The 14,752-nt window shown below is 42.5% G+C and carries 8 protein-coding genes; 1 reads left to right on the forward strand and 7 read right to left on the reverse strand.

Features of this window, described 5'->3' with window-relative positions; all coding sequences use genetic code 11:
- Positions 1-151: 151 nt before the first annotated feature.
- The 5 genes from WG943_RS15530 to WG943_RS15550 form a co-directional block, all read right to left on the reverse strand.
- A complete protein-coding gene (locus WG943_RS15530; RefSeq protein WP_340410393.1) occupies positions 152-1,330 on the reverse strand; it encodes a hypothetical protein in 1,179 nt (392 codons plus the stop codon).
- Between the two features lie 12 nt (positions 1,331-1,342).
- Entirely contained in the window at positions 1,343-2,338 is a 996-nt protein-coding gene (locus WG943_RS15535; protein ID WP_340410394.1) for a PorP/SprF family type IX secretion system membrane protein, read from the reverse strand.
- A 5-nt stretch (positions 2,339-2,343) separates the two neighbouring features.
- A complete protein-coding gene (locus WG943_RS15540; protein ID WP_340410396.1) occupies positions 2,344-9,318 on the reverse strand; it encodes a glycine-rich protein in 6,975 nt (2,324 codons plus the stop codon).
- A 656-nt stretch (positions 9,319-9,974) separates the two neighbouring features.
- Positions 9,975-10,955 carry a helix-turn-helix domain-containing protein gene (locus WG943_RS15545; RefSeq protein ID WP_340410397.1) on the reverse strand — a complete coding sequence of 327 codons (981 nt, stop codon included), beginning with the start codon at positions 10,953-10,955 and terminating at the stop codon, positions 9,975-9,977.
- A gap of 133 nt (positions 10,956-11,088) precedes the next feature.
- Positions 11,089-11,394: a hypothetical protein gene (locus tag WG943_RS15550; RefSeq protein ID WP_340410398.1), complete on the reverse strand. Its 306-nt coding sequence runs from the start codon at positions 11,392-11,394 to the stop codon at positions 11,089-11,091.
- A gap of 525 nt (positions 11,395-11,919) precedes the next feature.
- Here WG943_RS15550 and WG943_RS15555 point away from each other — a divergent pair.
- Complete coding sequence (locus tag WG943_RS15555; protein ID WP_340410399.1) at positions 11,920-13,356, forward strand: T9SS type A sorting domain-containing protein; 1,437 nt, start codon at positions 11,920-11,922, stop codon at positions 13,354-13,356.
- A gap of 27 nt (positions 13,357-13,383) precedes the next feature.
- Here the strand turns inward: WG943_RS15555 and WG943_RS15560 are convergent, their stop codons facing one another.
- Positions 13,384-14,133, reverse strand: a complete 750-nt coding sequence (locus WG943_RS15560) for a class I SAM-dependent methyltransferase (RefSeq protein WP_340410401.1) — start codon at positions 14,131-14,133, stop codon at positions 13,384-13,386.
- Positions 14,134-14,140: 7 nt separating this feature from the next.
- Positions 14,141-14,596, reverse strand: a complete 456-nt coding sequence (locus WG943_RS15565) for a hypothetical protein (RefSeq protein WP_340410403.1) — start codon at positions 14,594-14,596, stop codon at positions 14,141-14,143.
- Between the last annotated feature and the right edge of the window lie 156 nt (positions 14,597-14,752).

Raw genomic sequence — 14,752 nt, forward strand, 5'->3', positions numbered from 1 at the left:
TAGTAAACGTTGATCCCACCTCAAAATGATGTTATAGCAAATGACTTATTCTATAAAGGTATAACCAAGTGTTGAGATAAGTATGCTATATAAAAACAAAACGGACAGCTCTTTAAGGGCTGCCCGTTTTGTTTTTAATAAACTTTAAAAGCTATTGCATTAGGTATATTTCCGTTTTGCGGTGCGCTTTACCTTTTTCAGTTTTTACTTCGTTATCAAGCGTTATTGTAAATTTTTTATCAGCGAAGTATTTGTCTATGTGTTGCTGCACGCTTACAGCGCGGTTCCGGCTAACGTAATCTTTCGCCTCCGGAGTACCAAAACCGTCTGAGTAACCTTTCACCACCAAAGCGGTTCCTTCAGGTTGATTTTTCAGGAACCTTGCAAGGGCAGAGATTTCTTCCAGACCAAGGCGTATAGAGTTGAAACTGTTGAAGAGCACAAGCGCAGGTGCTTCTGCCCTTACCTTCGCAACAGGTGGTGCAGGCGCCATCACTTCTTCTACAACAGGCTCCTCCTCCACTGCCTGCACTACTTCCGGCTCGGGTTTCTCCAGCATGTATGCATGGTAAAATGCCTTGTCCGCCGAAGTTGATATCCAGGTTTGCAAGTCCTCCTGTTTCCTGTAATAAGCATTGTAGGTATTAGCCATGTTAATAGCTGCCTCAAGCTTTACAGGGTTTGCCTCCGGCTGCCCCTGATTAAAAGGCACACCGTAAATGTAGGCAGCTTCCGAATCTTTACGGGTAAAGTATAACGAGTCGTTGGCGACAAACGGAGCAAACTCCGGCTGACGTGAATTTACATTTTTACCAAAACGCTTGGGCTTGGTCCAGCGGCCGTTCTCCCATTTGCTCAGGTAAAGGTCATCGTATCCGCGGCTTCTGCCCAGCTCCGCCGACAGTACCAGTGTCTGTTTGTCTTCAGACAAGAACATGCCCAGGTTATGGGAGTGGTTTCGCAGCTTGGGCATCGGTCGTTCACCTGTTTTCTCGAAACTTCCGTCCTTTAAAGTATAGAAGGATATCACCTCTTCGCTTCGGCCGTTTTTCTGGTAAACAAATAGCTCATTTGCTGCCTTATTGCGTCCAACTACTGTGTTGATGATTCCGGTATTGAGAGCAGTTTCTTTCTTAGAGCTAGTATTGTCGCCACGCTGCTCAGAGTAGATGTACTGCCCCTGCTCCTCCTTAACTGTGAATACAAGCAGGTTATTTTCCAGAAGTATAAAATCTGCCAGCTCCTCTTTAGACTGTCTTACCTGTGTCTGGGCCTGAACAAACGTTCCGGTTGCCAGTAAAAATGCGATTGTGTAAACTATTTTCTTCATCTTTTTCTCAGGTTACCACATCGTTACTTTCTTACTATACTTCGGATACTTCACCGGGATCAGGTTGTAAGTAAGCATGATCTCGTTGGTACCTCTGTTGATATGGCTCGCATTGCTCACTGGCATTTCGTACACGTAACCTATCTTGAACTGGCCTGTGCGCACACCGGCATTTATCCCATAAGCAAGATCTTTGCGGTAGCCGGCGCCAAGCCAGAACATATTCTGGTAAACAGCTTTTATCTGTCCCTCCAGCGTCTCCTCCAGTTTACTGTCGTAGCGGTACATAGAGTTGATCACTACGCCCACTTGCTCGGTAACCGGGGCGCGGAAACCTGCCTGCACCACATGGTGCTGCGGCACGTTGTTTTGCAGGTAGTCATCTCCTGAGGTCATCAGCTTGCCTTTTGTGATATCCTGCATAGCATAACCCAGGTAGAAGTTCTCTCCGGTCAGCATCAGGCCCATATTCAGGTCTATGCGGTTCACCTTGCCCGTGCTGCCGACCATGCCGGCAAACTCAGGGTCATTCTCTTGGTCCAGTGTCAGCTTGTTGCCGTCCAGTTGCTGGGCGCTGTAAGCCAAGGCTCCGCCCCAGCGCAGGCTAAGTTTTTCTGAAAGGCGAACACGGGAGCCGTAGCTCAGGTGCACCTGGGTTTCAGAGAAAGGCCCGAAACGGTCGCTGAGCACGGCCAGTCCGAAAGCGTGCTTGGCACCTGCCTGCCTGTCGTAGCTGTCCGCCTCATGGGTTTTCAACAAGTCGTCTTTTTTCCATGAACCTAAGTCAGCCAGATCCAACTCAGCAGAGGCAAAAATAGTTTTAGGGGCATCCTCAAAGCCGGTCCACTGGTTACGGTAAAATGATTTGACCATGGAGCCTTCGTACCCTGTCAGCGCGGGGTTAAAATACTGCTGAAACAGCGAGAAGTTGGCCACATGTTTTCTGTTCTGGGCCTGCAGGCCCAGAACAGATGCAACAAGTGCTATGGTTAATAGTATCTTCTTCATGATAATTACTTACTAATAATTGTAACAACACCTTTTTTCACCAGGTTGATATCCTTCACCTGCACGATGTAGAAGAAGGCACCTTTCAGAACTTGGCCGTTCAGGCTGCGTCCGTCCCATCCTTTCTCAGGATCCGTGGTATGGAATATGCGAACACCAGAGCGGTCAAACACTTCAACCTCCACACTATTGTAGAATCTCAGCTCAGGAATGAACCAGGTGTCGTTGATGCCGTCGTTGTTAGGCGAGAAGGCGTTTACGATCTTCAGCTTATCCTCTGCCACCTCATACTTGCCTTTGCTCAGCGTGAAGGTTTTCTCAATCGTGTTCTGGTAAGGATCTGTGCTTCTAACTCTGAAAGTAAACTGCAATTGGCCAGACAAGCCTTTGTTTGACTTCAGGTATACTTTGTCGCCTCTTATCTCAAACAAGTTGTTGTCTGTGTCTCCGTTGCCGCTTACCAAAGTGTAGACAAACTGGTTGTCGTCTGGGTCAGTGGTTGTTAATGTACCAATCACATCATCGCCCTTAGCCTCCGGCTTAAAGGTAGTAGCGCTGAAGGCAAGTGCAGTAGGCACTTTGTTCGGTTCTACAACCACAGTAACAGCTGCAGCCTTAGCAGTGGTGTTGGTAGTGTTCGCCTCAAGCACTAGCTGCCCAGAAAGCGTGTAGTTTCCGGCTACTAAACCATTGTATGTGCCTTGTGCCCATGTAATGCCCACTGTTGCGGTTTCGCCGTTAGAGTAGGTTACAACTACATTTGCAGGAAGCGGTACGTTGGCATAAGTTGTTCTGATTGGAACATTGATTTTTGCCAGTTGTGCCACTCCTACCACATCGCGTCTAACAATTACTGTTTGCGTAGCAGTGCTTGTGTTGCCAGAAGCATCCGTAACAGTCCAGGTAACAGTTGTTGTACCTGTTGGATAAACAGCCGGAGCATCGTTGGTAACCGAGGCTACCGAGCAATTATCAGCAGTTGCAGGCGTACCAAGCACAACGTTTGAGGCGGTGTTTTTGCCAGCATCCACGTCTACCACCACATTGGCAGGGGCTGTAATTGTCGGAGCTGCGTTGTCTTCTACCGTTACAGTTGCTGTTGCAGTTGATTTATTACCTGCTTTGTCGGTTACTGTTAATGTAACTGTGTTATCGCCAACGTTGCTGCAACCAAATGTATAGTTGTCAAGTGTCAGGGTTTTAATACCACAGTTGTCTGCAGAGTTATCATTTACCTGATCTGCTGTAATGGTTGCAGTTCCGTTTGCATCAAGCGAAACTGTAATTCTTTTGGCAAATGCATTAGGCGCTATCTCATCAACTATAGTTACAGTTGCCGGAAGCTTGGCTTCATTACCATTTACATCCGTTACAGTTAATGTAACTGTGTTATCGCCAACATTCTCACAGGTAAATTCAGTAACATCCAGTGTTCTGCTGGCTATCCCGCAATTATCAGTAGAGCCATTGTCGATCTGGGCAGCAGTGATAGTTGCCTTACCTGTTGCATCTAAATTAACTATGATGTTCTGAGTAGCCACAATCGGCGCCATTTCATCAACTACAGTTACAACAGCTTCTTGGGTAGCAAAATTTCCGCTCCGATCTGTAACAGTAAGCTTCACTGTGTTATCGCCTACGTTAGAGCAACCGAAAGTTGTTTTATCTATAGTTAGTACCACAGATCCACAAACATCTGAAGAACCGCCATCAACATCAGCAGCAACTATAATTGCCTTGCCGGCTGCATCAAGCTTAACTGTAATATTCTTTGTAACGACAGTTGGTACAGTGACATCTTTAACTGTTACTATAGCTGTTTTGCTATCGCTGTTACCGTTCGCGTCTGTTACAGTCAATGTTACAGTGTTGGTACCCGCGTCAGCGCAGCTGAAAGTATACTTGTCCAGGCTGTAGCCATTTGCTGGTATCGAGCAGTTGTCCGTAGAGCCGTTGTTTACCATAGCCGCTGTGATAGTGGCTGTACCATTCTCGTCTAACTCAACTGTGATGTTCTGCGTGATAACAATTGGATCTACTTTATCCTCTACTGTAACAGTAGCCTCAACGGTAGAAGTAAGTCCATTAACATCTTTTACTGTAAGCATCACTTTATTAGCACCAATATCAGAACATGTGAAGTTCGTTTTATCCAGCACAATTGTATCGATTCCGCAATTATCTGAAGAACCATTGTCAATTTGAGCTGCTGTTATGGTAGCTGCACCGGTTGCATCTAGTTGTACCGTTATGTCTTTGGCGATAGCAGTTGGCACAATTTTATCTTCAACAGTTACTGTAGCTTTAGTAGAGGCTTCGTTTCCTTTGGCGTCTTTTACCGTTAATGTAACTGTGTTGGCGCCTGTATCAGAACAACCGAAAGTATACTTATTTAACGTATAAGAAACTATGCTACAGTTATCAGAAGAACCATCGTTTACATCTGCTGCTACAATCGTTGCAGTGCCGTTCTCATCCAGCTGAACTGTGATATTCTTGGCTTTGGCAACCGGAGCAAGATTGTCAACTACTGTTACTATAGCTGTTTTGCTATCGCTGTTACCGTTCGCGTCTGTTACAGTCAATGTTACAGTGTTGGTACCCGCGTCAGCGCAGCTGAAAGTATACTTGTCCAGGCTGTAGCCATTTGCTGGTATCGAGCAGTTGTCCGTAGAGCCGTTGTTAATCTGGGCCGCTGTGATAGTGCCTGTGCCATTCTCGTCTAACTCAACTGTGATGTTCTGTGTGATAACTGTAGGTTTCTGCGTGTCTGTTACAGTTACATCAAAGCTGATCTGAGACTTATTTCCTGCAGCATCTGTCGCTTCAAATGTGTTGGTCGTTGTTCCTACAGGGAACAAAGATCCTGATGCCAGACCTGCTGTTTGGGTTACAGAAACTGTGTTCTCTTTGTAAGATATTACAGCTATTCCGTTTCCTAAACGACCAATCATATCACCTCCTGCGGGATTTGGCATATTTGCATTACCAGCAATAAGTTGTATGTTGGAGAAGTAGTAATCAGAAGTTGGTGTGTAGCCAACTGGCTTATAAGAATCTGCGGTTAGTACATATCCTGAGCCACCAGATGAAGTTGGCCAGCTAGTAACTCCACCATACCAGCCTCCGCCGGCACCTCCATTCGCAGAATTATCATTACCTCTGCCACCGCCATTCCAACCTCCTTGTGAAACACTATTACTCCAAGCAGTTATTGGAACAGCAAAACCAAACGCTCCAATGCCTTTAACAGGATAACTAGTATTTCCTCCATTATCTTGAGAAGAGCCATTAATGGTATAACCAGAAGTAGTAAAAGATGGAGCATTTGCTCCTCCTCCGTCATTACCAAGATATGCAAGCTTTGGGGTTTCATAGTTTTTACCATGTCTTCCGCCACCACCACCGGCAACAATAATTCTAGAGTATAAGCTAGCATTATCATTCCATGTTCCGCCCACTAATCTCACATCAGTAGCACCGCCACCTCCGGTAGACCACCAGCTCGAAGCAGTACTTCCTGTACCTTGGCCACCAACATATATATATAATGTGGTACCAGCTGTTAAAGTAACTTCACCTTTTGCATAGCCTCCTCTGCCTCCAAAAATAGTGGTTGGGCTTTGAGGGTCGTTACCGCCTTGAGCGCCCCATGTTTCTAAAATATACTTCCCTGTTACAGGAGCCGTGAAACTTTGAACACTTCCTGTGTAGTTAAACGTCTGTTGGGTCGCAGCGCCTAAACTTGAACAATTGTCTGTTGCAGTTGGTGTTGTGTATGTAATTACAGCACCACATTTGTCGGCATCATTACTTTGGGTGATAGGTGATACAGCTGCAAAAACTGGTGCTGTTTCATCTTTAATAATCACCTGTTGCGTCTGAGTTGTAGTGTTACCGCTTCCGTCGTTGTATGTCCACTTGATAGTAAACTCACCCTGCGTTGTATATGTAAGAGGATCAGTTGTTGTGCCTGTTACTGTTCCAGCTACGTTATCTGTAGCAGTTGGAGCGGTTACAGTTGCGGAACATTCTTCGGTGATAGTTGCTAAGTTAGCCACATTCGGAACCGGAGCAGTTTGATCTGTAGCCGTAACAGTAAACGTCTGTGCAACTTTGTTACCTGCAATATCTGTAGCAGTTAATATTACTGTAGTAACCACATCTTTTACCAGAGCGGTACCAGCTGCCGGTGACTGTGTGATAGTTACTGTACCAGAATTATCTGTTGCAGTTGCAAGTGCTGCGTAGTCTACTAAAGAGGCAGTACCTGTTACTGCGTCTAGAGCAACAATAACGTTATTTTGAGTAGATGTAAATACAGGGTTTGTATTATCCACTACAGTTACTGTAGCAGTTGCAGTAGCCTCGTTGCCATTCACATCCTTAGCAGTAATTGTTACCGTGTTTGCACCAATATTAGCAGCTGTAAACTTATCAGGGCTAACGCTTAATGTGGCAATACCACAGTTATCGGTAACAACTCCAACTACATCTGCTGATGATATAGTAGCTTTTCCATTTGTATCCAAGTAAACAGTTACATCTTTAGCAATCATTGTCTCTTCTACTTGAACAAACACATGCAATTTCTTAGTAGTATAAGTATTTGCATTAGACGCAAATGTCCAATCTGGATGATTAACATCTCTATTTCCAATACCCAAGTCGGATATTTGATTGTTTGACCAGGCGTTATAGGCTAAAAATGTTTGTCTGGTGCCATAGTTATGAATCTGGAATGAGCCATAGCAGTTTTCCTCTTGTCTGGTGTCGTCAAAATCATACGTCCCCGAATTAGCACCAGGAAGATTAGTAGCGTTTCCTGTAACATAGCAGTTAGACCACAATTCAACGTTACCAGTAGTAATGCCATTCTGATTTGTGATTCCCGTATTAGCGCTTGCCACCACGTTCATGTTATCAACTTTCTGCTGAAAAGCAATAGAACCTGTCGGTATACCAAGTTTAGCAATATCCTGCGTGAAGGCGTCCATGGATACCCATACCCACTTGTTATCTAGTTCTAACGCATAGGCAATACGCTTTATACTCTTCCCTTGTAATGCTACAGCGTTGTTTACTGCATAAGGTACCTGACTTTGTGTATCCCAGTTCGCATTGTTCGGAATATCAAGCGAGTAAGCCAAGTTATATTTTGCGGCTTCAGGCACATTGGTTAATATAGATGTAGGAGCAGCAAATAATGTACTACTTGGCTTGATATTATCTACTACGGTTACTGTAGCCTCAGCATTTGCTGAATTTCCATTCGCATCTGTAGCATATACAGTAATTTTATTATCCCCTAAATTATTGCAGTTGAAATCAATAGTAGAAGTCTCAACTTCATAGATTGCTTCTACATATAACCTCTTTGGAGTAAAAGAGCAAGGGTCGCCGAATATACTATTATCAGCTGCTATGGTAACGGAGTTCTTGCCAAGGGCCAAGCTCTCAACGATAGACTTACTATTTACAGCATGGCACGAGCCGATACTAAAGTTGCCGCATGTGCCAGTAGGCGTGCCATAACTTGCAAACGTTATACTTGTAATAACAGCACCTTGTGGTGCGGTTAGTTGAAGGCTACCTGTTTCATTAGCAGTCGCGCAAATTTTACCTTGAGTTTTAAAACTTAGCGTTACGTTGCTTACATTATCAGTTGTGCCATCGTTTAGATCATCTGCTTTAAGAGATGCTGATCCATTAGCATTTAGTGCCAAGCTAATATTCTTAAGTTTTATACTTGGTACCTCTGTGTCTTTTACTGTAACAACCTGCGATGCAGTTGCTATATTTCCTGCGATGTCTGCAACTGTCCAAACAACAGTTGTATTACCAAGAGGAAATGTTATTGGAGCATCATTAACTGTAAATGCTACTTGGTGGTTATCGGCTGTTACAGGAGAACCAAGTGTTATACCAGAAGCAATATTTTTACCGGCATCCGTACTAACAGTTACAGCATTTGGTGCCGTAATCGAAGGGGCAGTTTTGTCTATTCTTACTATAAAATCATCGCTGGTATCCAGACTATTTCCAAATTTGTCAACGGCAGATGCCTTAAAAGTATGAATACCCTCCGGTAAATCAGTAGCTGTATAATCAAAGGTCCAATTCTCAGAGTCTGATACTAAAGTTGTACCAATAACCGAACCATCGCGGTAAACTGTAACCGTAGCACCTGGTTTTGAGAAACCATGTAATTTAATGGTTCCATCATTGGTTACAGCGTCATTTGCAGAGTCTCCTCTATCATCTGAAATCGCGTTAATAGACGTATGCGGGATCAGCTTAAGAGAAATCGTACCTGTCTGATTTGAAAATGAAGAGTAACTACTTGGATAATTTCGTTGAATGACCAACTGTAGCACATAATTTTTATCATGGGTAAACACGTCATCGAAAGCATCTAGTGTGAAATTGTTACTTTCTGATTTGCTGTAACGTTTGAGCTCCTGCAGCGTACCGTTTACTAATTTCTCTGATACAACTACTTGTAGTATGTTAGTCGCTCCGCCTCCAGGATGATTTGCTGATAATAACTGCATGTGAAATTTGACATTTGCTTTAAACTCAACTTGAGCAACAACATTACCAAATCCACCATAATAAGTGTTTTGAGCAACTTGATTACCTGAAAGGCTAAGAACGTAATCGTCGTTGGTTTTGACAGAAGAAAAAGTGCCTGAAGAGCTGCTTGAGAAATAGCCACCTGACGCTGACTGCCCTGTACTAACTGTAGTAGCCGGCACCTCAAGAGAGTTTATTGATAAATTGTGCGAGTTTGTGTGCCCCCAAAAGTAGTAAATGGCAGCATTTGCCTGCACATAGGATTTCGAGGCGTCAACCTGAAAAGCCTGTGCTTGCGCTTTTGTATTGAGTCCACTCAGCAATAAAAGAAAGACTATTAAAAGGCTTCCGAATTTGGTTACACCACAATTATAGGGATAGCCCCACAATGCGGATAACTTCATGTAAAATTGTTTCATATAAAAGGGTTGGTTGTTGATTACTAAATAGTAAATGAAGACTGCTTATTAGCTATCCTTGAATTAATTGGCGCTAAAGCAACAAGTGAATGCAGCATTACTACAAAGAGATGCAATAATGACAACAGCGGCTCGATGAGAGTGAACCGCTTTAAAGCCCTCTTAGAAGAGAGCAAAGCAAATAAGGTCATAAATAGGGTGTAAAGGTTTGGCTATAAGTTGTTTTTTTAAATAAACAAGTATGCTTTTAAATGAAGTTTGGTAGGTACATGGGTGCAGAGAGAACGTACAATACTACTTGATATAAATAATCGAAGTGGTTAAAGTACATTCAAATAATTGAATATTAATTTAAATAATGGTGCAAGTTACACCTATGGTTTGTACCCTTCTTGCAAAAGGTTGCACTAATTTGTCTCGTTTTAAAAACGGATACAAATAAAATAGCACAGTTAGTTTGATAAGCCCCCTCACACTTAATCTATGTTCATTGATTAGCGGAGCTACTGATAGAGAGAAAGATATGAGATAAATTAACCTGCTTACTACAGGATAGTAGCTAAATGACAATTTTTATATATCTATGTTTAACAACAGAAACACAAAATAAAATAGACCTAAAATTATACTACACCCAGTGCTTAGATATCATTTCTATGGATGGCTATGTATGTTCTAGGACTGATACCTTCAATTTTCTTGAATGCTTTGTAAAAAGCACTCCGTGAAGCAAAGCCTGCTTGTAGGGCAAGTGCTTCCATGGTATAGCTCTGCAAAAAATCTGCGTCGTTCAACTTTGCCTTAATGTATGCGATGCGGTAGTCATTTATATAATCACTGAAGTTTTTGTTGTAGTAGGTGTTTAGAACCCGAGAGAGTTTATAGGGCGGAATACCTAAATGGGCTGCAAGGCTTTGCACCTTAAGTGTTTTTTCTTTAAAGCATTCGCTGGCCTCCACAAAACGATCTATCTCTCCTGCCACATCTTGTGCCTCAGGTTCTTGCTGTTGGTCTTGCTCCTGCTTCCTGATGCGCAGCAGCGTTTCGAGTTTCATGTCCAGAAAAGAGGCAATATAATTTAACGGAAGGCGATCGATGTAGCCGGGCTTGGTGCTCACAAAATAAAGGTAACGTTCCTTAGCATTGCCGATGCGCACAATGTGCGAACGCTCCTGGGCATCACGGTAGTAGTGCTCGTATACTTGCCTGATGATAAAATTAAGATCGAAAAAGCGTTGGTACCACCCTTGCAAAATGTCTGTATGCACACCCAAAACCAATGTAGGCTCTATGGCCACAATGGCTTCGCGGGAGGGTTGCTGTCCGTAAAGCCCAGAAAGCGAGCTTACAAATTCATTCTCTACAGAGATGTAAGTTGTTATTTCTTTACCACTATGCGTTGTATACCCCATCAACGCACCCTTCCGGATAAAATACATGTAGTTGCACAAACCTCCCTGATAAAGCAAATGCTGTCCGTTGTCTAATGCTACTGCGATGGCGTGTTTATGAAACTCTTCCTGCAGCGCTATACATACCGGATACTGTGTTTCAAGCATGCCAATAATGTGAGCTATATCGTGTGGTTCAGCTTGTACAAATTCCAGGGGTACTTCTTGCATAAGTTAATCCGTATTGTAACAATGTATCGCAGCGAACAAAAAGCACTTAAACAACAGTGCTGTACATGCTATGTTTTGCAAATGTAAACTAAATCATCTTAAATATAGATAAATTATATATTATAATGGATTTTTAGTACACCCGCTCTACTACTACATACCTTGCTGAGTAGCCATTGCTTTTATAGAGTAGCTGCAGCGCAGAAATAAACGATTGTGAAGCGGTGGTACGCTTATTTGGGTTGTGCAAAGGCTGCAGGTAATTTATAAAGCCCCTGTTTGGCATACGATCCAGGTACTTTCTAATGTCTGTTTCTTCTACATCTACCAAACTTCTAGCTAAAACCACTTTTCGCATGTAGGGCAGCGCTACTTTCATACTGCTGTAATCAGAAAAAGCATAAAGGCGATAGTAGCTATTTAAGTCGATGGAGTTCATGATCCAAAGTTATACAAGAAATATTATTCGAAATAGCACCACTTTGCTGATTTAGTACAATTATTCTAAATAAGGCACTATTACATCTACTAAATAATTAAACATTTTCACAAAATCAGACAAACTAATAACAACCAAAGTCGTTATAAGTTTAATTATATATTAACTATTTATTATATAAAACACACCCTATTTATACTTTATTAATCCAAATAGGACTTTGCAATAGAGATGAATAAAAATTTACTAATTTTAATTTTCATCATATTAAGTGCTGGTAAACTCTTTGCGCAGTTTAACAGCATAACTAAGTTAAGTATTATTCCTATCAATGAAGATTTAGATACAGGAGAAAAGCCGCAATCTAAAGTTTGGTTTTATGGAGCTAAACATTGGGCAGCAATACCAGATGCTAACGGCACCCAACTTTGGAGACTTGATAACACTTCCTGGACCCATATAACTCAGATTTCCACTAGAAACACTTCCAGAGCAGATTGCAAAATTGTTGGTAATAAAGTTTACATGATTTTGTTCCAGGGTCAATCCTCAGAATTCCTTACACTAACATTTAACAACAATACTGAAACGTATGAATTGACCTCAGTCGGAACTGTAGGTTTACACAATGGCGCAGAGGCAGCCACAATAGATATGGACGGAAACAATCGTTTGTGGATAGCATATGATGGAAGTTCTGAGCACTATGTTAAATGGAGTGATCCTCCTTACAACAGTTGGAGTAACCCAATTACCTTAGCTGCTAATGTAAAAAACGATGACATATGTGTCGTCACGGCTATGCCAGGAAAGATGGGCGTAGTTTGGTCAAATCAAAACTCTAAGTTATTTGGCTTTCGTACGTTAGAGGATGGTGCACATCCAATTAGTGGTTGGTCCTCAGACGAATCGCCTGCTTCTCAAACTGCACAAAACTTTGGAAATGGCATGGCAGATGATCACATAAATATTGCTGTTGGAAGTGACGGAACATTGTATGCAGCTGTTAAAACTAGCTATAATAACGGTGCCAGCCATCCTGTAATTGGACTATTGGTACGCAGGCCATTAACTGGTAAATGGGACGATCTGTATGAAGTATCAAATTATGGCACCAGACCGATTGTTGTTTTGGATGAGCCAAATGCCACGCTTAGAGTGCTATTTACGGAAGAGGAAGGAGATGGAAACATATTGTACAGGGAGACCCTTGTAACAGATATCAATTTTGGCAACGTAAGGAGCAATAATAATCCACCTCATATACTGATGGAAGGAGAATTTAATAACGTTACTAGCTCAAAGGCCAACTTTAACGGAGAAATTGTATTTCTGGCTAGTGATGATGATAACGAAGAAGAGGTAAGTTCGGTATTAGCCAGAACTCCAGTAGTGCCACTCCCGATAGAATTGATGAGCTTTACAGCTAGTATTGTTAAAAATAACGCACTGGTACAATGGGTAACAGCATCGGAAACAGATAACGACTATTTTATTGTAGAGGCCAGTACAACCGGTAAGGAGTACATAGCAATCGGTACAGTTGCCGGAAGCGGAACAACCCATTTACAGAACAAATATACTTTTGTAGATAAAGCTATTTCGCGCTACAATGCAGAGGTTGTGTACTACAGAATTACGCAGGTAGACTACTCCGGAGACGCCACACGAAGTGCTACAAAGGCAGTGTATCCTAGTAAAATGCCAGAAACAATGCAGGCAAAGGCTTTTCCGAACCCATTTAAAAACCGGCTTCAGGTACAAATTAGTTTAGTGCATAACTTGAAAGCCTCTTTAGCTTTAAGTAATGTGCAGGGAGAGGTGGTTTACAAAAAAGAACTGGAACTGAGCGTGGGAGAAAATGATCTTATACTTCCAGATGTAAATGTGCCATCAGGTTTATACTTTCTTACAATCAGTACTGAACTAGAGACACAAACATTGAAGATAATCCGGGAGTAAAGTATGGCTTTGCAAACTTACCCGCTCTTACTCGGCCTTTTCAAAAACTAGAAAGTGCTGTATGGGCAACACATCTACCTGTTTGTATAATTTAAAACCATTAGACTCAAGCTCTTTTCTAACTTGAGCAACGGTCATTTTATGCAGTTCCCTGATATTTACATCGGGATCTTCGGCACGATACTCCATCAAGAGCAGCTTACCGCCAGGCTTTAAAGCTTTATAAATATCCTGCAGCATTTCCTGTGGGCACTCCAGTTCATGGTATACATCTACCATAAAAGCTAAATCCAGGGAGGCAGCTGGTAAGTTTATACTTTGGGTGCTGCTTTTTACCACCTCTACATTTTCAAAGCCAAGTTCCTTTTTCCGCTTTTTTAAAGTAGCAACAAAGGCATCCTGTAATTCTACAGCGTATACTTTGCCTTTTGGCACGCGCTCTGCCACTTTAAAAGTATAGAATCCGGTACCTGCCCCAATGTCTGCCACCACGCTTCCGGGGTTTAGCTCCATACTATCAATTGCCACAAGAGAGTTTTCTTCTTCCTGTCGGGTATTTCTGCTCAGCCATGCGCCACCACCTGTACCAATAACCCGGGCAATTTCGCGGCCCATGTATACTTTGCCGGTACCACCTGCACTTGGTGTTTTGGTGGTGTACCCGGTCTGTTGCTTCTGCTCTACCTGCGCCTGGCAAGCATTACCACCACTCAAGAGCAGCACAAGCAGTATTAAAAGAGTATACTTTATAGGTTGGTAGTAGAACAAGCTTCTCATAGGCAGATTATTGCGCTAAATTATCTATACGTTCAGTTACGGCATCAATTAATTCTTCAGCCCATTTTGTTGCCACCAATTCATACTCAGAAGTTTCCCAGCGCTGTAGGTATTCTTTCTCCAGCCAGGCGGCATCTTTCTTTGAGCCAACGGTATAGCTGTTACGTTCCAGTTTAAAAATAAGGTCTTTTGTAAGATCAAAGGCTTCCGCGCCTGCCCGTTTAAAACCCTGCAACCGTAACTTAAGCCCCAGTTGCTGCACATTACCATTCTCTATGCTAATATCGGCTTCCTCATCAGTTGGATCTTTGGTCCAGGTATCCATGAGGCGTTCCAGATTAAAATCATCGAAAAGGGCTGTTATGGGTGTTATATTTTGGTTGATGTATTGGGCAAGTGCAGGTAAAACAGTTTCGTACAGGTGAAGTATAGCTTGCTTGTTTCGGGTGCTCTGATTATTCATATTTTCAAATTAAAATTGGGTACTGTTTTAGTAGCAAGATAGGTAGTAACAGCAACATAACTCGATCAGCCCAAAACATTTATTGCTTCAGGTACATTTACAGGAGGGTGTTATACAGAAGCGGATAAGAGAATTTGCTTGTTAGTGGGCATAAAG

Origin of the sequence: Pontibacter sp. H249, from assembly GCF_037892465.1 — a bacterium.
Lineage (GTDB): Bacteria > Bacteroidota > Bacteroidia > Cytophagales > Hymenobacteraceae > Pontibacter.

Excerpts from the sequence above, each read along its gene's own strand:
- WG943_RS15530 (WP_340410393.1), bottom strand. The coding sequence starts at position 1,330 with ATGAAGAAAATAGTTTACACAATCGCATTTTTACTGGCAACCGGAACG.
- WG943_RS15565 (WP_340410403.1), bottom strand. The coding sequence starts at position 14,596 with ATGAATAATCAGAGCACCCGAAACAAGCAAGCTATACTTCACCTGTAC.
- WG943_RS15560 (WP_340410401.1), bottom strand. The coding sequence starts at position 14,133 with ATGAGAAGCTTGTTCTACTACCAACCTATAAAGTATACTCTTTTAATA.
- WG943_RS15545 (WP_340410397.1), bottom strand. The coding sequence starts at position 10,955 with ATGCAAGAAGTACCCCTGGAATTTGTACAAGCTGAACCACACGATATA.
- WG943_RS15555 (WP_340410399.1), top strand. The coding sequence starts at position 11,920 with ATGATTTTGTTCCAGGGTCAATCCTCAGAATTCCTTACACTAACATTT.
- WG943_RS15535 (WP_340410394.1), bottom strand. The coding sequence starts at position 2,338 with ATGAAGAAGATACTATTAACCATAGCACTTGTTGCATCTGTTCTGGGC.
- WG943_RS15550 (WP_340410398.1), bottom strand. The coding sequence starts at position 11,394 with ATGAACTCCATCGACTTAAATAGCTACTATCGCCTTTATGCTTTTTCT.
- WG943_RS15540 (WP_340410396.1), bottom strand. The coding sequence starts at position 9,318 with ATGAAGTTATCCGCATTGTGGGGCTATCCCTATAATTGTGGTGTAACC.